18 protein-coding genes are annotated in these 20,767 nt (G+C 38.3%); 8 read left to right on the top strand and 10 right to left on the bottom strand.

Annotated features, from left to right (window positions below; genetic code table 11):
• Positions 1 to 30 precede the first annotated feature (30 nt).
• Together OQE68_RS15155 and OQE68_RS15150 are read right to left on the bottom strand one after the other, a co-directional pair.
• Positions 31 to 2,562 carry a hybrid sensor histidine kinase/response regulator gene (locus tag OQE68_RS15155; RefSeq protein WP_180570227.1) on the bottom strand — a complete coding sequence of 844 codons (2,532 nt, stop codon included), beginning with the start codon at positions 2,560 to 2,562 and terminating at the stop codon, positions 31 to 33.
• A gap of 130 nt (positions 2,563 to 2,692) precedes the next feature.
• Positions 2,693 to 3,556, bottom strand: a complete 864-nt coding sequence (locus tag OQE68_RS15150; RefSeq protein ID WP_180570228.1) for a substrate-binding periplasmic protein — start codon at positions 3,554 to 3,556, stop codon at positions 2,693 to 2,695.
• Between the two features lie 495 nt (positions 3,557 to 4,051).
• Here OQE68_RS15150 and OQE68_RS15145 point away from each other — a divergent pair, with 495 nt between their 5' ends.
• A complete protein-coding gene (locus OQE68_RS15145) occupies positions 4,052 to 4,891 on the top strand; it encodes an OmpA family protein (protein ID WP_180570229.1) in 840 nt (279 codons plus the stop codon).
• Positions 4,892 to 5,183: 292 nt separating this feature from the next.
• Positions 5,184 to 6,203 (top strand): asparaginase, encoded by a 1,020-nt coding sequence (ansA, locus tag OQE68_RS15140; protein WP_180570230.1) that lies wholly within the window; start codon positions 5,184 to 5,186, stop codon positions 6,201 to 6,203.
• A gap of 310 nt (positions 6,204 to 6,513) precedes the next feature.
• Here the strand turns inward: ansA and OQE68_RS15135 are convergent, their stop codons facing one another.
• The 3 genes from OQE68_RS15135 to OQE68_RS15125 form a co-directional block, all read right to left on the bottom strand.
• Positions 6,514 to 7,164: a class I SAM-dependent methyltransferase gene (locus OQE68_RS15135; RefSeq protein WP_180570231.1), complete on the bottom strand. Its 651-nt coding sequence runs from the start codon at positions 7,162 to 7,164 to the stop codon at positions 6,514 to 6,516.
• A 741-nt stretch (positions 7,165 to 7,905) separates the two neighbouring features.
• Entirely contained in the window at positions 7,906 to 8,592 is a 687-nt protein-coding gene (locus OQE68_RS15130; protein ID WP_180570232.1) for a hypothetical protein, read from the bottom strand.
• A 94-nt stretch (positions 8,593 to 8,686) separates the two neighbouring features.
• A complete protein-coding gene (locus OQE68_RS15125; RefSeq protein ID WP_180570233.1) occupies positions 8,687 to 9,181 on the bottom strand; it encodes a hypothetical protein in 495 nt (164 codons plus the stop codon).
• Positions 9,182 to 10,043: 862 nt separating this feature from the next.
• On the opposite strand from OQE68_RS15125, the gene OQE68_RS15120 reads away from it, so the two are divergent.
• Together OQE68_RS15120 and OQE68_RS15115 are read left to right on the top strand one after the other, a co-directional pair.
• Positions 10,044 to 11,636 (top strand): FAD-binding oxidoreductase, encoded by a 1,593-nt coding sequence (locus OQE68_RS15120; protein ID WP_219340142.1) that lies wholly within the window; start codon positions 10,044 to 10,046, stop codon positions 11,634 to 11,636.
• 9 nt (positions 11,637 to 11,645) lie between these two features.
• On the top strand, positions 11,646 to 12,239 hold the full coding sequence (locus OQE68_RS15115; protein ID WP_180570234.1) for a hypothetical protein: 594 nt from the start codon (positions 11,646 to 11,648) through the stop codon (positions 12,237 to 12,239).
• Between the two features lie 116 nt (positions 12,240 to 12,355).
• Here the strand turns inward: OQE68_RS15115 and OQE68_RS15110 are convergent, their stop codons facing one another.
• Both OQE68_RS15110 and OQE68_RS15105 read right to left on the bottom strand, forming a co-directional pair.
• Complete coding sequence (locus OQE68_RS15110) at positions 12,356 to 13,348, bottom strand: 2-hydroxyacid dehydrogenase (RefSeq protein ID WP_255490990.1); 993 nt, start codon at positions 13,346 to 13,348, stop codon at positions 12,356 to 12,358.
• 88 nt (positions 13,349 to 13,436) lie between these two features.
• Positions 13,437 to 14,186 carry an SDR family oxidoreductase gene (locus OQE68_RS15105; protein WP_180570235.1) on the bottom strand — a complete coding sequence of 250 codons (750 nt, stop codon included), beginning with the start codon at positions 14,184 to 14,186 and terminating at the stop codon, positions 13,437 to 13,439.
• A 100-nt stretch (positions 14,187 to 14,286) separates the two neighbouring features.
• On the opposite strand from OQE68_RS15105, the gene OQE68_RS15100 reads away from it, so the two are divergent.
• On the top strand, positions 14,287 to 14,685 hold the full coding sequence (locus OQE68_RS15100) for a hypothetical protein (protein WP_219340143.1): 399 nt from the start codon (positions 14,287 to 14,289) through the stop codon (positions 14,683 to 14,685).
• A 145-nt stretch (positions 14,686 to 14,830) separates the two neighbouring features.
• Here OQE68_RS15100 and OQE68_RS15095 read toward each other — a convergent pair whose 3' ends face one another.
• A complete protein-coding gene (locus OQE68_RS15095) occupies positions 14,831 to 15,580 on the bottom strand; it encodes a substrate-binding periplasmic protein (RefSeq protein ID WP_180570237.1) in 750 nt (249 codons plus the stop codon).
• A gap of 129 nt (positions 15,581 to 15,709) precedes the next feature.
• A complete protein-coding gene (locus tag OQE68_RS15090) occupies positions 15,710 to 16,090 on the bottom strand; it encodes a YybH family protein (protein ID WP_180570238.1) in 381 nt (126 codons plus the stop codon).
• 124 nt (positions 16,091 to 16,214) lie between these two features.
• On the opposite strand from OQE68_RS15090, the gene OQE68_RS15085 reads away from it, so the two are divergent.
• Positions 16,215 to 17,111 (top strand): LysR family transcriptional regulator, encoded by an 897-nt coding sequence (locus tag OQE68_RS15085; protein WP_180570239.1) that lies wholly within the window; start codon positions 16,215 to 16,217, stop codon positions 17,109 to 17,111.
• Between the two features lie 209 nt (positions 17,112 to 17,320).
• Here OQE68_RS15085 and OQE68_RS15080 read toward each other — a convergent pair whose 3' ends face one another.
• Positions 17,321 to 18,181 (bottom strand): MurR/RpiR family transcriptional regulator, encoded by an 861-nt coding sequence (locus tag OQE68_RS15080; protein ID WP_219340144.1) that lies wholly within the window; start codon positions 18,179 to 18,181, stop codon positions 17,321 to 17,323.
• A gap of 390 nt (positions 18,182 to 18,571) precedes the next feature.
• Between OQE68_RS15080 and zwf the strand changes: the two genes are divergently transcribed.
• On the top strand, positions 18,572 to 20,050 hold the full coding sequence (gene zwf, locus OQE68_RS15075; RefSeq protein ID WP_180570240.1) for a glucose-6-phosphate dehydrogenase: 1,479 nt from the start codon (positions 18,572 to 18,574) through the stop codon (positions 20,048 to 20,050).
• Positions 20,034 to 20,762, top strand: a complete 729-nt coding sequence (gene pgl, locus OQE68_RS15070; RefSeq protein WP_180570241.1) for a 6-phosphogluconolactonase — start codon at positions 20,034 to 20,036, stop codon at positions 20,760 to 20,762. Before zwf ends, pgl begins: the two co-directional genes overlap by 17 nt.
• The last annotated feature ends 5 nt before the right edge of the window (positions 20,763 to 20,767 follow it).

Genomic DNA, 20,767 nt, shown 5'->3' with positions numbered 1-20,767 from the left:
TTCAAAAAGAGCCAAATAATACGCTTATTATTACTTTCTATCCTCAGGCTCTGAAACTCCTGCGTTATAGCCCACCCAACGATTCATTAAGTTGGCTAAAGCTTCTTTATCAATAGGTTTAGAAATATAATCATCCATACCAGCATCAAAACAGTCAGCTTTATCTGATTCTGATGCATTAGCTGTCATTGCAATTATTGGTACATGACGATGCGGTGGTGTAACTTGCTTTAGCTCTTTTACTAGTTGTAAACCATTTTTATCGGGTAATTCGCAATCAAGAAATACTAAATCATAAGGATGCGCCTTATATAATAGTAATGCCTCTTTTGCATTGGCTGCAGTGGTAACATCACAATGCATTTTTGCCAACAAACGCACTGCAACCATTTGATTAATAGCATTGTCTTCTACTAACAGTACCCGATAATGCGGCTTTTCGACAGGCTGATTAAGTAATGGAGGATAAACAATGGCACTATCTCGAAGCATATCTCTGGTTACTATAGAGTCATCGTCTGTTGCTAATATCCGACAAATCATGTCCTTTAATACCTGAGCTCTTACAGGCTTCACTAAGAAACCAGCAAACCCTGCTTTGGCAAACTGTTCAAGAGCAATCGTTTCATCTGAAGAGCTGATCATGATCAGTTTTGTTTCAGCAATGGTTGGATCTTGTTTAATACCTCGGCCTAATTTTAAGCCATCCATAAGTGGCATTTGAAAATCTAATAGCGCTAATTGATAAGGCTGGTTGGCCAGGGCAGCTTGAGTAATTCGCTCTAACGCTTCGCGGGCTGAACTGGCTAGATCACATTGCATTCCCCACTTAACCAGTAAACGATCAAGAATATAGCGATTTACCTGGGTATCATCAACCACCAAAACTTTTATATCTGTGAGCGATACTTCGGGCACTGGTTGTTTATGTGCCTGTTCATCCGTATACAGTGGTAATACCACAGAAAATGTAGAGCCCACTCCAGGCTCACTAGACAACGAGATACGCCCTTCCATCAAAGCGACTAATTGTTGACAAATTGTCAGGCCTAAACCTAACCCCTGAAAAGCCCTAGTTACCGATGCATCACCTAATTCAAATGCATTAAATAAGCGCTCTTGCTCATCATCAGGGATACCCATACCCGTATCTGTGACATCAAGTAGTATATGAACTTGATCAGTTTCCTGCTGCTGTAAACTGATTTCTACCATTACATAGCCAGTTTCAGTAAATTTAGTGGCATTACCAATCAGGTGATAAAGAATCTGTCGTATTCTGCCAGGATCTCCTGAAAGTATTTCAGGAATCTCCTCTCCATATTGCATCACTAGATCAATGGACTTTTGTTGCGCCGCTCGTTGATAAAACTCAACCACTTCCTGAACCAGTGCTTTTAAATCAAAACTCACCCGTTCTAGCACTAACAGGCCAGCTTCCAATTTGGCATGATCTAACAAGTCATTTATGGTAAAGAGCAATATTTCACCTGAACGACGAATTTGTTCTACATAACTGAACTGCTCTCTATTTAATGAAGTCTCTTGTAGCAAACCTGTCAAACCAATTACTCCATTGAGAGGAGTACGAAGTTCATGACTTAATACTGCAAGAAAGTCTGCTGAATGAGGTTGTTGATAAGGGACTTTTTCAACCTCTAGCTGCTGATTTTCTGCTTGTTTAATTGTTTCAGAATTACCTTGTGTTTGCTCTGTGACTTTTTGAGAGATGTTTGTCGTTTTAGATAAATTGAATAAAATACCCAAAACAACAGTGCCATAAGCAAAGCTACTTAATAGCACAGCAGCTGTATAATAGATCAATTGTGGTTGAGTATAACCTAGCCCCCAATATACCAATGCCGCTAGCGTTAAAAATATATAACCACTTACGCTTGTGATAATGATGTCATTTTGTTCAGATTTTAATGCCAACAAAACCCATAATGCACCTGACATTGCAACAACACTTATACCTAACGTTAACAACGTTTTAAAGCCATCTTGCACTGTCAAAAATAAAAATAAACTCACTCCACCTGTAATAATTGCCAACATGCTTGCTACCACCCAGGCAGCTAAACGAGGAAATAAAACACTTAATTGCTTTTGATAAAATAAAGCCACTATAGAGGTAATTAAAATCAATACACTACTAATTACTTTGCTGTATAACACTGCATCTGCAATTCCTAATCGAGGAGGCATAGCAATAATGGCAGGCAGCTGAATAGCAGACAGTAGAATTACAATCTCTAGCGAACATCCTGCCCAAAAAGAAGTCAGTAGCAGTGAGATTAACGGGTTATGTTCTACCCCTTTCAAGCGTGGCCAAAAGATCAATATAGAAGTAAGTAGCAACCAACAAAGTAGTGAGTTTGAAAGGCAAAGCCAAAGTATTGGGTTATACTGCCAACTGGTATCAATAGGCTCTAGCCCTGGCAATTGCTGTGCAAGAAACCAAGGCATAGTGCCAGCAGTGCAAATAAATAGTAAGCTTAACCACTTAAATACAGCTGGTGTTTCTACTGAAGAAGCTGTGAGCGGTTGTTGCACATCCATTGTGTAAACCCCACATTGTGTAAACCCCAAAGTGTAAGCATTACCCTTTGCTTTGGCTTGAGACCATTCGCATTGGCTATAGGACGCCCATAATAATTGTAAAGTTCTTAATAAAAATATAGATGAATAACTATTGGCTTTCTTGTTTATTGCGAGAAGACTCTACTGGCATATCATATAACCAAGTACGCTTCGCCTTTTCTAGCACTCCAGACTTTGCCAAGGCTTTCATGCCTTTATCAAAAGCAGTTATTAACTCGTTGGCACGTGGGTTGTTTATTGCACTCACTACAAACTCATAAGTACTGTCAAATGCTGGCAACTTTCGGTATTGCGTTGACTTGTTAACTTTGTTTAAGGTGTAATCGAAAACTGGAAAGTAGCCTGCAAAACCATCAATTCGGTTGTTATCAAGCATTCTAAACCCCTGCAAGATATCATTGACAGGTATCTTTTTTACATTATTTAAGTCAGCCCACTGTTCTCCGTAACTCCAGCCTCTCATCAAACCAATCCGAAGTTTTTTTAACCCTTGCAACCCATTCCATTGAATACTACTGGTTTGATTTACATAAATTAGAAAATCAACTTTGTTAATCGACCTCTTGGAATACAATAAGTACTCACTTCTATCTTTAGTCCAACCTGCAGGAAATAGTAAATCAACTTTTTGTTTTTTTACTTCTTCTATGGCACGTACCCAAGGGTAAACTTTCAGATTGATGGTATAACCCTGCTGATGAAAACTACCACGAAACACATCCCAGCTATAACCCATAATACTATCGGAATCTAACCCAGGAGGAACAACCTCGTAATGAGCTGCACGCAAGTTTCGTTTAGCAATAATAAACGGAGGATAGCCTACTAATGTAGCTACGCTAAGTTGCTTTACACTTTGTGTTTGTGCTAACTGCTCTTGACTACTCGTTTGTTCTGTAATGCCAAAAAAAATCAGGCAAAAAGTAACTACGCACAAGGACGACCTAATCATACACTTACTACAAAAACTACAAAAAAATTCAATCAAAACAAATATTTAAATTACTGAATGACGTTACACACATATGTAACTAGCACTAAGTAAGTATATCCACCCAACAACCTAAAACTATAACCAAATTGTAGCATAACTATATGGGTGTACTTAACGTGCTTAACGAGCAACAAATATGTATTCTTCGGGAAAGTTACATAGCAAAACAAATGGTATAGTTAAAACATATCAGCTGTTACATTTTTGGATTGTTAATGGCATCATTCAATCGCACTGAGCTGCCATAAATAAGATACATAACAGGATGCGTATACTCTACGTTAATAGTAATATTACTATCATAATTATAGTCGGCTTAGGTTGTATACTATTTGTATTAGTTATGTTGTCTTGGGGTTAAATTATTTTTTACAAAAAAGGCTAGAGTAGCTCAGTGTTAACTATACTGATCTTTGCTTTGCTAGCTTGCCAACATTAAACATGGAGATGAATATGAAAAAACCAATCTTTAGCAGGAAGCTGTCTGCTTTGTTGGTACTTCCACTGATTTTAACTGGTTGTGCCACTCAAGGCCCTTGGTATGAAGACTGGCGCAATTGTGCTTATGTAGGAGCAACTACAGGCGCGGTAATTGGCTCATTTGAAGATTCTGAAGACGCCGCCATTGGTGCAGTAGGTGGTGCACTTATTGGAGGTATCACCTGTGCACTCATGAATCGAGACTCCGATAGCGATGGTGATGGAGTACTAAATAGCCGAGATAAATGTCCTGCAACGCCTAAAGGTGCTGCAGTTGATGTACATGGTTGTGCTTTAGATTCAGATAATGATGGCGTACCAGACTATCGAGATGAGTGTCCAAATACACCAGCGGGTGCCAAGGTAAATGCTCGCGGCTGCCTACTAGATTCGGATAATGATGGCGTTACAGATAATAAAGACCACTGTCCTAATACACCTCCTGGCGCCAAAGTAAACGCTTTAGGCTGTGTTGAAGCCCTAAAACTTGATGGTGTTGAGTTTGAGTTTAACTCTGACAATCTCACTTGGGCTGCTAAAGAGTATTTAAATACTGTAGCTGAAAAGCTCAAATTACATGCTGGCACTCGCCTTGAATTAGGTGGCCATACAGACAATATTGGTAGCAATAAATACAACAGAGACTTATCTCAAAGACGAGCAAACTCTGTTCGCAGTTATCTAGTTAGCCGCGGTATTAGGACAAGTGACTTAAGAGCAGTAGGCTATGGTGAGTCACGCCCTGTTGCCGATAACAACACCGACTCAGGTAGAGCTCGCAACCGTCGAGTAGAACTAAACGTTTTAGATTAACCCCATTAATCTAATAGTAAAGCCCGTCTGCTGACGGGCTTTCTGTTATCTATTGGTAAATATTTTCTCCATATCATAATCATTGGTTCTGATCTCTAACGCCTAAACCACTAAGCTGTACTAGGGCCTGTTAACACTATTTGAATCACCACTGCCAGAGGCTATTTTTTGTCCAGCAAGGCACTAGTAGTTTTTCCCCTTAAGCATTGGTGACCTTATTTTACTTGCACTACTAGGCAACGACCCACTAACACTTTATCCTTACGCTTTGTTTGACACCAGGTGATGGCTGATGAAGAAAAAAATATACATTGCCTATACAGGCGGCACTATTGGAATGCAACGCTCTGAAAAAGGCTATGTTCCAATGAGTGGGCTAGATGCACTTATCGCAAATAAAATTCCTGGTCATATGTCAGCCAACATGCCTGACTATGAATTACATGAATATGATCAGTTAATAGACAGTAGCAATATTATTCCTGAAAACTGGTTAACCATAGCAAAGGATATTGCAGACCGTTACAACGACTATGATGGCTTTATTATCCTCCATGGTACTGACACCATGGCTTATACAGCATCTGCATTATCATTTATGCTACAGGGAATTAATAAACCAGTGATTGTTACTGGCTCACAAATTCCGTTAAGTGAAATTCGTAATGATGCGCAGGACAATTTAGTGACAGCCATGATCCTGGCGAGTCATTACCAAATCCCTGAAGTATGTCTGTACTTTAATGGTCGATTATTACGCGGTAATCGTACCAGCAAGTTAAAAGCCACTGGTTTTGATGCTTTTGACACACCCAACTACCCCTGGTTAGGCCAAGTAGGTATCCACATTGAAATCAACCAGTCTGCTCTATTACCTCCCTCCAGTGCAGACCCGGTATTTATCTTGCCAGAAAGCTACCGTCAATGGCGTGTCATTCCGTTAGTACTTTACCCAGGTATGCCAGCAGAGCTTATTGATAAAGTTGCCGAGCTTGATACAAAAGGAATTATTCTCCAAACCTATGGAGTAGGCAATGCCCCTGACAATGATAAAGCACTACTTAAAGCACTAACAAAAGCGAATGAACGAGATATTGTGCTAGTTAATTTAACTCAGTGCATTCAGGGCCGAGTTGACCAATCCAGCTATGCTACTGGGTTTGCACTAGCCGATACAGGCATCATCGGTGGCTATGACATGACTTTAGAGGCAGCTTTTACCAAGTTACACTATTTATTAGCCCAAGACTTATCAGTGGAAGATATCCGTAAAAAAATGCAAGAAAGTCAATGCGGAGAACTTACCTGCTAAATTAAAAGCACCTCTAATAATATCAATAGTGGCAAATAATTATTAGAGGTGCCCATATGCTTAAGCTGGAGTCAAAATATCAAGATATTTCGAAAAACACCAAACCACTTAAGAAAAATAAGAAAAAATTAAGATAATTTAATCGAGGCGTAAAACACTTACTACTTGATGGTACCTATCATAAGCCTTTGAATAAGAAGAATAGCTCAAACCCAATAATATGAGTGATAAGTTTGTGAAAGCAATTATATCTTAATGGATTTTATTAGTAGTTCAATACATAAAAATAGTAGTTAAATACATAAAAAGTTCAGCGCTCAAACTTTAGAATATGTCCTTTGAATTTTTGGTCAAGGTAATCTGTATAATCTGGTTTATGCTGAGTACAAGTATAACCGAAATCAATCATACGTAAACTAAGCTTGTTTTTACGCCCTCGTCCTGGGTCGACTAATATTACTTCGCATACAGGCTTGGAATGCTCCTGAATAAAAGTAGATAGCAACTCTATATGCTCATCTTCATACAAAAGATCACTACCAATTATTAAGTCAAATAGCCCAAGCTGATCATTTTTATCTGCCCAGCCTACTCGTTCGAAGGCAATAGGAGAACCTTCATTAAGAAGAGTATTTCTTTTTAAAAAATTCTCTGCTTCTGGATGGTAATCTGTTGCAGTAATATCAGCACATTTTTTATTTAGAAGTAGGCTTGATAATGCAATGCCGCAACCAACTTCTAATATTCGCTTATTTTCAGTTTCATAACCATCCATAAAATGAGCAAGCACCATACTTGACGGCCAAATTACGCCAAAAATAGGCCAAGAGGCCGACGAGATACCAAGCTCTTCAGCAATACCATTAGGGTCATCAAATTGCTGTTTATCGCGTAAAGTACATAGATGAATATCTGTTTTTCCAAACTCTAGGGTTTGGTAGCACAAGCGGAGTGTAGTCATTAATTTACCTAAATATTGCTAGCGCTAAGTCAGCTATCTAGGATATATGACAAAACGGGGGGTGTTTCATGATAGTAGCGCGGCCCATGCTGTAAAAGCAAGGCATTTAAAGGTATATACTCACAACGAAGGAGATATTCACTAAGATGAAGTTTGTTTATCGTTACTTGCTTGCTCCACCCTAAGTGAGCTAAGCGTTTAAAGTAAGACAAGGGAAAACTGTTAGAAGAAATTAGCTTTAGATTATATAGCTATTGTGCTTGACTTTTGAGGCTTGAAAGCACAGCAGCGTCACAACTGCACTTTCGCAACTCCTACTACCTCATCAGCTCAAGCTGTTTTAGTAATTGCGAGGAGTCGCTGGCTCTGGTTTAGGCTTGGGCTTAGGAAAGTGCCCGCGGATAGGTTGAGGTGATGTATATATTGTTTTCATTTTGAATCCTTTTTTAGGAATAAGGTGACCTAAGAATAGCTTTTTCTGTTAAGTAAGTATGGACATGAGTCACCAATATACCATATGACTACAAAAAACCGACAAAAGATGATATTTCCTTAACCTTGATAAGCGTAACTAGCCTGTCACCAATCAAGCTCGCTAATTTTTTCTCGTTTAACTCTCTTTTTACTACTACAGTTTATAACCACTTTGCCAGTAAAGAAGAACTGTTCTCAACAAGGCAAGGGTTGTGGACTACATGTTATAGAGAGCAACATGGCTGGCTGGTTTTGTTGGGCAATCTTTTATAGGGATTGTCCTGAAAATATAATTTGCAAGCCTTTTTCACTCATTTTAAGTGTATGCTGGTGATCCCAATTAACCCTGCTTACAATTTTATCAATTGCGGGCTCCACCTGGCCAGACTGTTCAAAACTTAAGTCTAATTTGCAACTATTAGTTCTGCAGTCAATATTATTGAGAGAAGCACCCTCAATCTCCCCCACAGATATTGCTTGTCGAATAGAATAAATAGTTTCAGTAGCCCATGTATCATCAACTGGTTGAGCAAAATGCTGTTGCTCTGCTAAAAGCATTGGATCAACATCCACATTCTCACTTTCACTCATTCCATTAATAGAAGGTGTTTCAGCTATTTCAACAGCTGGATGAAATTTGTTAATTTGTTCTGATAGTTTCTGAATATCCTGCAATATTAACTCATAAGGACTTGCAGTTAACACTATATTTTTGTCATGATTCATCGTTGACTGCTTTAACTGTAACGATTTTGTTAGTTTATTTAGTTGTTTTTTTAAGCTTAGTAAATCAACTTTAACATCACTAAGAATAAGATTGTTAGTATCATGATTGTTTTTTTGCGCTTTTTTAGTTTCTTCTTGAAAGTAGAACAACAGAAGATTAACGAATAATGAGACAATAATTATTAACAAAAAAACAAAAAAATAATGTCTAGCAATTAACCTTTCCATGTTTTATACCTAATAACATACAGCTAATACCTACCAACATAACACAGGCATTAGCTAATTTAACTATTAAATTTATGAACTTTTAATACTAAACTTATAGTTCATTTGCTGAGTATGAATATAGTTTAGAAGATGGAGGTAATTTACACTTCATATGCATAGTATATTTTGACCCACCTTGGTTTAAGTTTGGAAAGTCAAGCTGCTGCATTGCAGTTGACGAGCCAGAAGAGCGCTTAACACTTCCACCAGCGACATTTCCAGTATCATAAACACGGTAGAAGGCACACTCTACATCTAGTGATGCATTCTGATCTTTTACTCTTACATAACCGGCAGACGCCTGATTATTAGCTGTAGTATCGTCTCTGACTAATGGACACTCAAGATAAAGCCACTTTGAGGATGATGTGTTCTGCACATAACCAAAAGGATGACTATATCTGTACTCTGATGAATACGTACTACTAGAGGTTATTGGTACACAATGTGTGCCTTGATAGTTTTTTATATCAGCAGCATAGCTAGAAACAGTCATAACACTAGACATTAGTACACCAAATACTGTTAAGGTTTTACTTTTCATCATTGAACTCTCCATGTTTATAATTAAAAATCAATTCACCTACTTACCTTGTAAATGCACGGTTTATCTTATTTTTTATCATTATTTACAATATAAGTACCAACTAAATCAATTTATGACACTTCATTGTTTTTAAACACAAGGAAAAATAATAATATTTTTTAGGAATCTAAAGATAGAAGAGTCTTTTTAAGCTGACAAAGAGTTTTCAGGAATAAGTTACTTCCTACTTATATAAAAATAAAAAGTTATATTTTTATATACAAGTCGCATTAAGCCCTACTTAGGAATGGAGACAAGGCTTTGTAAAACAATTTACAAATATTACGACGATAAATTTGTACTAAAGAAAAGCAAGTTAATACTAAGTAATCATATCATAAGCTAAAGATTAACATTTCATTTTTAGCTATAGAGAGTACTACAAAAATCACCACTATCGACTGCATTTTAGTAACCACTCACCAAAACATACTCTTTAATAAGTCATTCTACAAGCTAACAATTTGACACCAAATGCTTGTAAGTTTTTCAAGACTGGCAAACAATTCAACTCAGCGACAGAACCCTTCAGTCAAATATAACCAAATATTACTCTTAACTATTTAAAACTAACAAATACAACAGCCACATAGTAAGTAAGTTATTTTACACACGCACCCACTCTCAGTTTTTAAAAATCAAATTATTTCCAGCTCTATACAACAGCATTAAAATAACATTACAATACCATCTTGTTTACCAAACTCAGTTATAAAAGTAAGTAATCACAATAGATTCGAATTGAAGATAAATCTTTAAAATACTAAGCATTATTTGTAACTGGTTAAGGATTATTTATTTGCCTTAGTTAGGAGTTTAAACTTTGGAGGCACAAGAAAATATTTTCACCCCACTTCTTAATGATCAGTTATCAAAAATTAAGGTTCTGTCTTATAAAGAATTGCTCGAAAATAAGTCATTTAGTGGCCTAGGTCTACATCACAGGAAAGTTACTGGGGTAACATACCCTAAAAATAGCACCGAAGTACAACATATCATATCTACTGCAGCCGAAAATAAAACCCCTATATATCCAGTTTCATGTGGTAGAAATTGGGGATATGGAAAGAGCTGCCCTCCAAAAACAGGCTGTATCGTTCTAGATATGCATAAAATGAATCGCATTAGTGATTTTGATCCAGTATTAGGAAGTGTAGAAATTGAACCCGGTGTAACACAAGGACAACTTGCTAACTTCTTAAAAAACACAGATTGGATGATGGATTGTACAGGAGCAGGACCAAACACTAGTATTATTGGTAATATATTAGAAAGGGGGTTTGGACACTCTCCACTAGGTTATCGTGTACGCCATTTTGCTGTCACTGAGTTAATACTATCTAACGGCAGTGTTTATAATCTATCATCACCCGGTCAATATGTTGGCCGTATAGGATTAAGCGCTGGAATTCACGAGATATTCACCCAAAATAATATAGGTGTTGTTACCAAAATACGGCTTGAACTAAACCCTCGTCCTGAGTGTAGCTTACGCTGTATTATTAAACTTAAAGATCACTCTGCAATTAGTGAATATATTAATGCAATGCGAGAGCTTAAATCCGAAGGGACTGTTGATGCATTGCCGCATATAGGCAACCATTATCGTATGCTTGGTATGTTTTCTCAGTTTGACTTTGCCAACTGGGATACTAAAACAGGCAGCAATCAATACGATATCAATAATTTGCTGAACAAGTTCAACATATCACCTTGGATGGCCACATTTTCTATCTTTGGTAATACCTCTGTTGCCAAAGCAAAAGCCAAAAGAGTTAGGCAAAGGCTAAATAAAATAGCAGCTGTATATACGATTCCCTATAGTCTATTCCAAAAGGTTCAATCTTTAGCCAACTGGCTATCAAGCAATGCCAGTTGGATTCCTAAAATAGACACTGCAAATAATAAAATTACTGAAATATCAAAAGCAATGGGAATTTTTGAAGGTATTCCAGATAATGTCGCATTAAAAGGCTGTTATTGGAGACATAGAAATAGCAAACCTCAACAAGAGCTAGACCCTATTGATAATGGATGTGGTTTTTTCTGGCTTGCTCCCTCTCTACCAATGATTGGAAAAGATGTCGAAAAGTGCTTATCAATAACAGAGTATGAATTCAAACAAGCGGGGTTTGAAATGGCTGTGACATTAACCGCTGTTACATCAAGACTATGTCAAGCCATTATCAGCTTGTATTATGATACATCCAATTACGATGAAACGAAGTTAGCTCACGAAACCATAAAAAAATTAAGAAAAAAATATGTTGAGCTTGGCTGGATGCCTTACAGAAGAGCTGTTGATGAAATGCCTCTTAACGATGGACTAGAACAAGATGCCCTTTCTTTAAGAAAGATAATTAAACAGGCTATGGACCCTAAAAATACTATAGCGCCTGGACGTTATGAGTGTTAGGTTGTAAAAATGAAATTAACTTCAACAAAAGTAATTAAAGACAAACAAGATCTGCAAGAATTCAAATCCAGATATCACTATATTTCTGGAAATCATGTTGACAGAAAATATCTTGAAACCGCCTCAATTGTTCGCGGTATTTACAATAAAAACTCTGAACTAATTGGTGGTTATGTATTAAACTCAAACATTCCACATCGCTATCTCTCTGATATCCCCAAAGAAGCCATATTACAAAGCAGTACCCCATCACAAGATGATTTAGTGGAAGGTTGTTGTATATGGATGAGCAATGAACTTAGCTCATTTAAACGAGGCTGGGTTTATCTGATGACATTTTATGATTATTTGTCTTTAGGCAAACGTTATATGCTCGGTGCATCTATCGAACCAAAAGTAGCAAAATTGCAAAGGTTAGTTTTTCCAAATGTATTATATGAGGGCCCCCTTGCACATGCACCTTGGTGTTGTATGTATTATGGAACTCGTCGTCATATGGCAAAGCTGATATTAGTTATTATCTACAAATACTGGGTATCAAGCTTTATCAAACACAGAATAAAAGCTTTCAAAAGCCTTTTTACTTTACAAAGTAAAGCTTAATGATCCACACACTAAAGTAGGGAAATATAGAGTGATAGGGTGTTTTGGAGCTGCTGTCGGGTTGAGCTTGCTACTCAAAGCAAACGACAGCAACTTTAATACATAAAAAGGCGCCTCTAAAGCTCATTCCCTGACGCTTTACCCTCATAAAAGCACTTTGCATTAAATAGAGTAGTATTGGCTATTGAGCTAAGTGCATCTTTTGTGAAAAATCCTTGATGTCCTGTAATCAGCACATTAGGGAATGTTAACAGCCTACCTAAAACATCATCAAGCAGTAGCTCATTAGAGTGGTCATCATAAAGCATTGGCTTTTCATTCTCGTAAACATCAAGCCCTAGATTGCTAATTTTTCCAGATTTTAAGCCTTCAATAACTGCTTCAGTATCAATTAAACCACCTCTACTGGTATTAATTAACATTACTCTTTCTTTCATTATGTTAATAGCTTGCTCATCGATAATATGATAATTATCCTCCGTCATAGGACAATGTAGTGTAATGACATCAGACTCAGCCAGTAGCTTAGAAAGGCCTACATAATTAACGCCCAAATCGATACAAGTATTATTTTCTATAATGTCATGGGCAAGTATTTTACAGCCCATTCCATTTAAAATTTTTACTACAGCTGTTCCAATTCTACCTGTACCAATCACACCAACTGTGCAGTTATGAAAATCAAAACCAATAAACCCATTTAAAGCGAAATTATTTTCTTTCACTCGGTTATAGGCTCGATGTATTTTACGATTTAATGTTAACATTAAACCTACTGTGTATTCTGCAACAGACTCTGGTGAATACGCAGGCACATTCGCAACAGTAATGCCATATTGCTTAGCAGCACTCATATCAACATTATTGTAACCAGCAGAACGTAAAGCAATGAGCCGAGTACCTCCTTTTGCAAGCTGTTCTATGACCTCCCTATCAATTACATCATTAACAAATGCACAAACTGCTGGATAATTTTCAGCCAACTTTGCTGTTTCAGATGTTAAACGAGGCTCGAAATAACTAATAGACAAACCAAACTGCCCATTGGCTTCAGCAAAAAATGCCTTATCATAACTATGGGTGTTAAATACTGCTAACTTCATTAGCATACTACGTCCTCACCTATTGCTCTTGCTTTCATGATAAATCAACAGACCAATATTTAGTTGATTTGCAGCAGTATAGTCTCGATAAGACTTAACGCCTAGCGCCTGCTAACTCAATAAAACTACCAGAACAATAAGAGGCCTCTTCAGATAACAACCACATAATTGCATTGGCTACTTCTTCAGCAGTACCACCTCGTTTCATCGGAATAGCTTCTTTTAGTCGGTCAACACGACCCGGTTCACCACCACTGGCATGGATATCGGTATAAATCATTCCTGGTCTAACAGCATTCACTCTTATCCCTTCAGCAGCGACCTCCTTAGCCAAACCTATTGTCAGGCTATCAATAGCCCCTTTAGAAGCAGCATAATCCACATACTCATTAGGCCCACCAATAAATGAAGCGGTCGAGGATACATTCACTATTGCCCCACCCTGCCCCCCATGCTGAGTAGACATTCTCAGGATCGCTTCACGAGCACAAAGCATACTGCCAATAACATTAATATTAAAAATACGTTGCCAGCGCTCAACCGACATATTTTCAAATTTAGTTTGTTGATCAAGTACACCCGCATTATTGACTAAACCGGTAATCGGCCCTAATTCACTTTCTGTAACTGCAAATAATCGCTTAACATCTGCTTCCTTGCTCACATCAGCAGCAACGGCAACAGCCTTACTACCCGCCGCCTGAATTGTGCTGACTACTTTTTCAGCAGCAGCTTTATCATTTTGATAATTAACACAAACAGCGTAATTTTGCTTCGCAGCCAACAATGCACTAGCTGCACCAATACCACGACTTGCTCCAGTAATAATAATTACCTTTTCCATTGGTATTCCCCAGGTTATAATTTAACTATTGTAAATAGTAACGAGTTTGCTTAGTTAGGTAAATAACGTTTACCTATAGCAGGGTAGGTTTTAAAAACAAATGCAGCTATTTTTATTTATCTTAGGTATTTTATGCTTACCCTTAATGCTGGTGGCATTAGCAAATAAGAGACTAGCAACAGGTGCTACTCTTTTAGTTGTATTTTTTGCGCTTATTATGTCTGGGCTAAATAGCTCGTATGCTTTTCTTAATGGCTTATTTTTTATCCCTTTAGTTATATTAATTGGATACCGATGTTTAGAAGCCTTTGTCGGGCTATCTATAGTAACTAAAAAAATTTTAAGCGTATGGACCGACCCTGAAAATAAAGTAGATTCAATAGTCAATAAAAAAACCCTTAAATTAATTTTCGGCCCTATCCTTATTTTTATTATAGTGGCCATTACAGCTGCAGCTATTCTACTGCTCAACCCAAAGCTAGCTGAGCTTTTCATCTAGCAAAAATGAAAAGCCTAACTATCTACATGCAGACTATCTCCAAAAGCTACATGACGTATACATCAAACCGTTTCGAGAGAAACTAGAAGAGTTATTAGCACACAAGAAATAAAAACATTCGCGCCAGTGGTTTCCTTAATCAAATTTACTTTTTATATAGACCTCTTCGAGAGTTTTCAAAATAGGTATTATATTTACCACTAGCTTTCAACTTTTTAAGACCAGCATTGAACAACTTTATTAAGTTTTCATTCTGCTTGATTTTTTTACTTAAAATTAAGTGATAGGTTGTAGTATTATATGGCCGAGGGTGATGTGTCACTTTATTTACTTCATCGTCAGAATAATTACTATATAAAATAGCATAGCCTGCATCTAAATCAGATGGCAATATATCAACCCTTTTATTCAATAACATTTTAAATATGGCTATTTCGGAATATGCTCTTTCAATTTTTATATCATTGATTGATTCAAACTGATATTTATAACCAATCACACCACCCACTTTTAAATTGATAAAGTCTGAGTATTCTTTCCAATCAAAAGACGTAGACTTCAGGTGAAATATAACTGATTTCCCATGAACAATAATATCACTAAAGAAAAAGTCTTTTTCACGTTCAGAGTCAGGACTCCAGATAAGGGAACCATCAAATCGCCCTTCTTTTGCTTCAATATAAGCCCTTTTCCACGGCATAAAAACATACTCTACCTTTACATTTTCATTAGCAAATGCTTCTGTCACTATATGAGAAGCAACACCAAAGTGTTTAAGGTTTGCAGATTGAAAAGGAAGCCATTCACCATTGGTTAAACGAACCGTTAGTTGACTGGCTGCATATACGAAGTTAATAGATAGAAAGCTAATTAATAAATAAAAATACAGCTGCATATCGGCAGTCCTATACAAACTGCGTGCTAACTATAGTATAGCCATGGCTACTCCTTATTTACTATTTTGTACTACAGAGCCACCTCGCCTTAATAGTAAGGCGAGGTGGCTTAATAGAGATGAATATCGTTAGAATTGCTCAACCACAGTGAAATCATCCTCAACTAGCAGCCATTGATCATTTTCCTGTCGCTGCCATAACTCTTTACTGATATAACCACGACCTACATTCATTTGCCAATTTGCTGACAAAACAGCATTATTCTCATCCAATACTTCAATATTGATATCTTTATAGATTAAATCAGCAGCCCCAGTAGACTGAATAAATTGTTGCCAAAATGCCAGAATTGATTCACGCCCGACAAATTGACCGACAGGCCTTGCATCCATTACGGCATCAACTATATAGCCTTCTGAACAACCTTTGGCATCTCCTTTATTAAAGGTTTCAATCCATTGCTTACTCGTAGCTAATACTTGCTCTTCAATTGACTTAACATGACTCATCTGCTTGCTCCGTATTCACCTGTTAACTTGAGTACCATCATATTAGTATTTATTATGTTGATAATTAGCTTTTTTATAAAAAGTTTGGTTAAGATTATTGAACAATAGCTAGTGAGCAAGTTTCATGAAAAATATTTACCGCATGTTAGTGTTTGCAGAAGTTGTTCAAACTGGCTCATTTACCCGTGCAGCAGAAAGCCTGGGGCATACCCGCTCAGGGGTTAGCCAGCATATCAGTCTGTTAGAAGATGAGTTAGGGGTTAGACTGATGAACCGCTCTACTCGCCGGATCAGCTTAACCGAAGAAGGCCGGGTTTTTGCCCGCCGCTGCCAATCAATTAAGGCGTTAGTCAATATATCCTTCGAGGAGATACAGTCCCAAGCCAGCAGCCCAGAAGGCCCGTTAGTTATTACCGCCCCCCATGCTTTTGAAAACCAGTTAGTACTACCAACACTTACCCAGCTCTATAAGTTATTCCCTAAAATTGAGCCAAAATTAATGATTAATGACCAACGCTTAGACTTACTTAGCCATAAAATTGATATAGCCATTAGCGTAGGCACATTACCTGACAGCAACTACAAAGCTAGAAAATTAGGTGAATTAACCGAAATTTTCTGTGTAGCCCCAGCCAAGTTGGAACAATTAGGTAAGATTAACCAACCAGAACAGCTGGCCGCCCTGCCTCATATAGCAACCAGTTGGCAGGAAAAACGCAAACAGCAAACGCTTTTATGGAATGGTGAAAAAATTAAGTTAAAACTACAACATCGCTTTAGGGTTAATACCTTGCCATCAGCTGTCAATATAGCTGAGCAAGCATTAGGCATTGCCTTACTACCTGATATATATGCCAAAGACTTCATTAAGCAAGGTAAACTAGTTCAAGTCTTTCCCTATGTAAGCACCGAACCAAGAGAAGTTTATTGTGTTCATCCTTACAGCCAGCAGGTGCCGCTTAAGGTACGCACATATATCAATTTGCTTATAGATAGGATGAACATCGACAGAAATTCTTAAGCAAGAATTTGCTTTTTTTATTTCTAAAGATAATTTATTCAACAAAAAAATTATAATCGTAGCGAAGGATCATTTACAACTAAAAAATAAATCACTATTAATGTATAAAACTAAACTTATCAGCTGTATATTGGCATATTAGTTTATTGTTAGAAATTATAAACAACTGATAGCTCCATTATCAGCTGTTCTTTTAGCTTAATAATAGATTACTTCTTTACCGGCATCCGGCTCGCTTTTAAGCTATCTTTTATTGCCTTCAGGTGTTTTTGAAAATCTACCCCACGTTTCAAAGTAACACCTGTTGCTAATACATCCAGTACGGTTAAGTGCACCATCCGCGATGCCATGGGCATATACACGTCAGTATCTTCCTGGGTGGTTACTCCAATTGTCAGGGTACATTCTTCTGCCAGATAAGAGTCTGGAGCAGTAATACCTATCACGGTAGCGCCAGCTTCACGGCCTATTTTGGCAACTTCGACTAACTCTTTTGTACGACCAGTGTAGGATATAATGACTATAACATCGCCCGTTCTGGCAACTGATGCCACCATTCGCTGCATTAAAAAGTCATCATAAGCCATTACAGGGATATTAAAGCGGAAAAACTTGTGCTGGGCATCCATTGCTACCGGGCCAGAGGCACCTACCCCAAAAAAGCTAATTTGTTTTGCCTGAATCAGATAATCAACTGCCTTAGTGATTTCATTAGCATCAATACTTTGTCTGGCTGCATCCAGGCTGGCGATGCTGAAAGAAAAAATCTTGTCTGTGTACTCTTGAGCAGTATCATCTTGCTCCACATTACGACTGACATATGGGGTACCACTAGCCAGGCTTTGGGCTAGCTGCAACTTGAAATCTGGATAGCCTTTCGCATCAAAACTACGGCAAAACCGGTTAACAGTAGGTTCACTTACCCCTGCTTCTTGAGCTAATGCAGCGATGCTGTAGCGCGTAGCAGAGTTCGGGTCTTTCAAAATAACATCAGCTACTTTGCGCTCTGAACGGTTTAACGTATCTAAGCTGGTTTTAATACGTTCAATTAAATTTATAGGTCGATTCATAAAGCAATCAGAAGACCGGTTAAGTAACAGATATGCCTTCAGGGCAGTCGCTGCCGCTAAAAGCGATGTTCTTTGGCTATACAAATCAGTACTTTACCAAGCACAGAGAATAGGCCACCCCAGACATATGAGAAAGTATGCGGTAACTCAGGGTGTCCCCCTTTAGGATGACTATACTGAGTCTAAAAACGCGGCTTATCATAACTTGGCTTACATAGTCCTACCAGTATTTAAATGGTCCAAACTTATAACATCATACTACTTACTCTACTGATATGTAGTAAATTTAACAAACAAAATTGCAATATCAAGGTTTTAGCCCTATCATCAGGCTAAAAAAGTAATTAGATAACTACAAATTGATCGATACTATGAAAGCTGGTTGTCAGTATGAACCCCAATCAAGACAAAGTTTGTGACTTAGCCATATTTGGTGCTCAAGGAGACCTGGCACTCCGAAAGCTATTTCCTTCTCTGTTTCAGCTGGATAAAGCAGAACTGCTGGATGCAGAAACACGCGTGATCGGGCTGGCTCGCGATAATGTCGACCAACCTGGCTTTAAAGAAAATGTTACAGAACACCTGAAAAAATATATTCCAGCAGACGAGCTTGATAATGAAGTACTACAACGCTTTTGTAGTCGACTTCAATATATCAAGCTGGATTTTGCCACAGAAGAAGGCTATGACCAGCTGGTTGCCACCCGTGCAAAGGTGAAGCACCGCTTGATATGTTATTTTGCAACACCAGCCTCTGTTTATGGCCCCATTTGTGAAAACTTGTCCAAGCACCAGCTAATAAACGGCGAAACTCGTGTAGTACTAGAAAAACCCATTGGTTACGACCTGGCATCATCTTGTGAAATTAATGATCAGGTGGCCAAGTATTTCGATGAGTGCCAAATCTATCGTATTGACCACTATTTAGGGAAAGAGACTGTACAAAACCTTATCGCTTTAAGGTTTGCCAATAATTTGTTTGGCTCACAGTGGGATTTAAACCATATCGATCACATTGAGATCACCGTAGCCGAAAAAGTGGGTATTGAAGGCCGCTGGGGCTATTTTGACAAAGCAGGACAACTGCGAGATATGGTCCAAAATCACCTTCTACAATTACTCTGCTTAATTGCAATGGACCCCCCCAGTGATTTATCGGCTGATAGTATTCGCGATGAAAAAGTAAAAGTGCTCAAGGCACTACAACCCATTACGCCAGAGCTATTGACGACTCATGTAGTACGCGGCCAATACGGCGCTGGCACTATTGATGGCAAGCCAGTACCTGGCTATTTAGAAGAAGAGAATGCCAAATCCAGTAGCAGTACAGAGTCGTTTGTTTCACTAAAAGTAATGATCAATAACTGGCGTTGGGCCAATGTTCCCTTTTACCTTAGAACAGGTAAACGGATGCCTGAAAAGCTGTCGCAAATTATCATCCACTTTAAACAACAACCTCATTATATTTTTGCTCCAGAACAGCGGAGCATTGCCAGCAATAAATTAATTATCCGCCTCCAGCCTGACGAAGGTATTTCACTACAAGTGATGACTAAAGACCAAGGCTTGGATAAAGGTATGCGGTTAAGAGCTGGGCCTTTGCAATTAAGTTTTTCCGACACTTTCCACACCGACCGAATCCCTGATGCTTACGAGCGTCTACTGTTAGAGCTAATGAAAGGTAATCAATATTTGTTTGTCCGGCGTGATGAAGTGGAATACGCCTGGCGTTGGTGTGATCGAATTATTCAGGGCTGGGAAGACCAAAATACCCGCCCACAAAAATATCCTGCAGGCTCCTGGGGGCCGGTTTCTTCAATTGCAATGATTACTCGAGACGGGAGATCCTGGTATGAAGACTCAGCTTAATCAGCTAGAAGCTCTGTTAAATAACAAACTGGCTAATTTTGATAATGCTGAGCAGCTAACAACTGCCCTAGCCACGGATATTACCAAACAATTAACCAAATCCATTGCCGAAAAAGGACTGGCCACTCTGGTTTTATCGGGAGGACGCACTCCTATTCCATTATTTAAGCAATTGGCCAACACAGACATTGAATGGGAAAAAGTTTATATCACGTTAGCCGACGAGCGCTGGGTAAGTCCTGATGATGAAGCGAGTAATGAGCGATTAATTCGCCAACACCTGTTACAACACCAAGCATCCAAAGCTAATTTTACCGGTTTAAAAAATCACCATGATTTAGCTACTGCTGGCGAAACTGAATGCAACAACTTAATAGGCAAATTACCTTACCCATTTGATGTGGTAGTGCTGGGAATGGGCAATGATGGGCATACTGCTTCTTTATTTCCAGAATCTACACGCCTGGCAGAGGGGTTAGATCCTAGCAACCCTAACCACTGTCTTGCTATTACCCCAATGCACGCTCTCCATGAGCGAATGAGTTTAACCTTTGCCTCATTAAAACAAGCCAAACAGATTATTTTACATCTTTGCGGAACAGATAAATTAAATACCTTACAAACTGCCTGTGAGGATGGGCCCATAGAAGACATGCCAATCAGAGCATTTCTCCGCAGCCAGTTGCCATTGACAGTCTATTGGAGTCCATAGTTAGG

This window comes from Spartinivicinus marinus, assembly GCF_026309355.1.
In the GTDB taxonomy this organism is placed as follows: Bacteria; Pseudomonadota; Gammaproteobacteria; order Pseudomonadales; family Zooshikellaceae; genus Spartinivicinus; species Spartinivicinus marinus.
The sequence above is the reverse complement of the archived record's forward strand: the minus strand, read 5'-3'. Positions and strand labels throughout refer to the sequence as shown.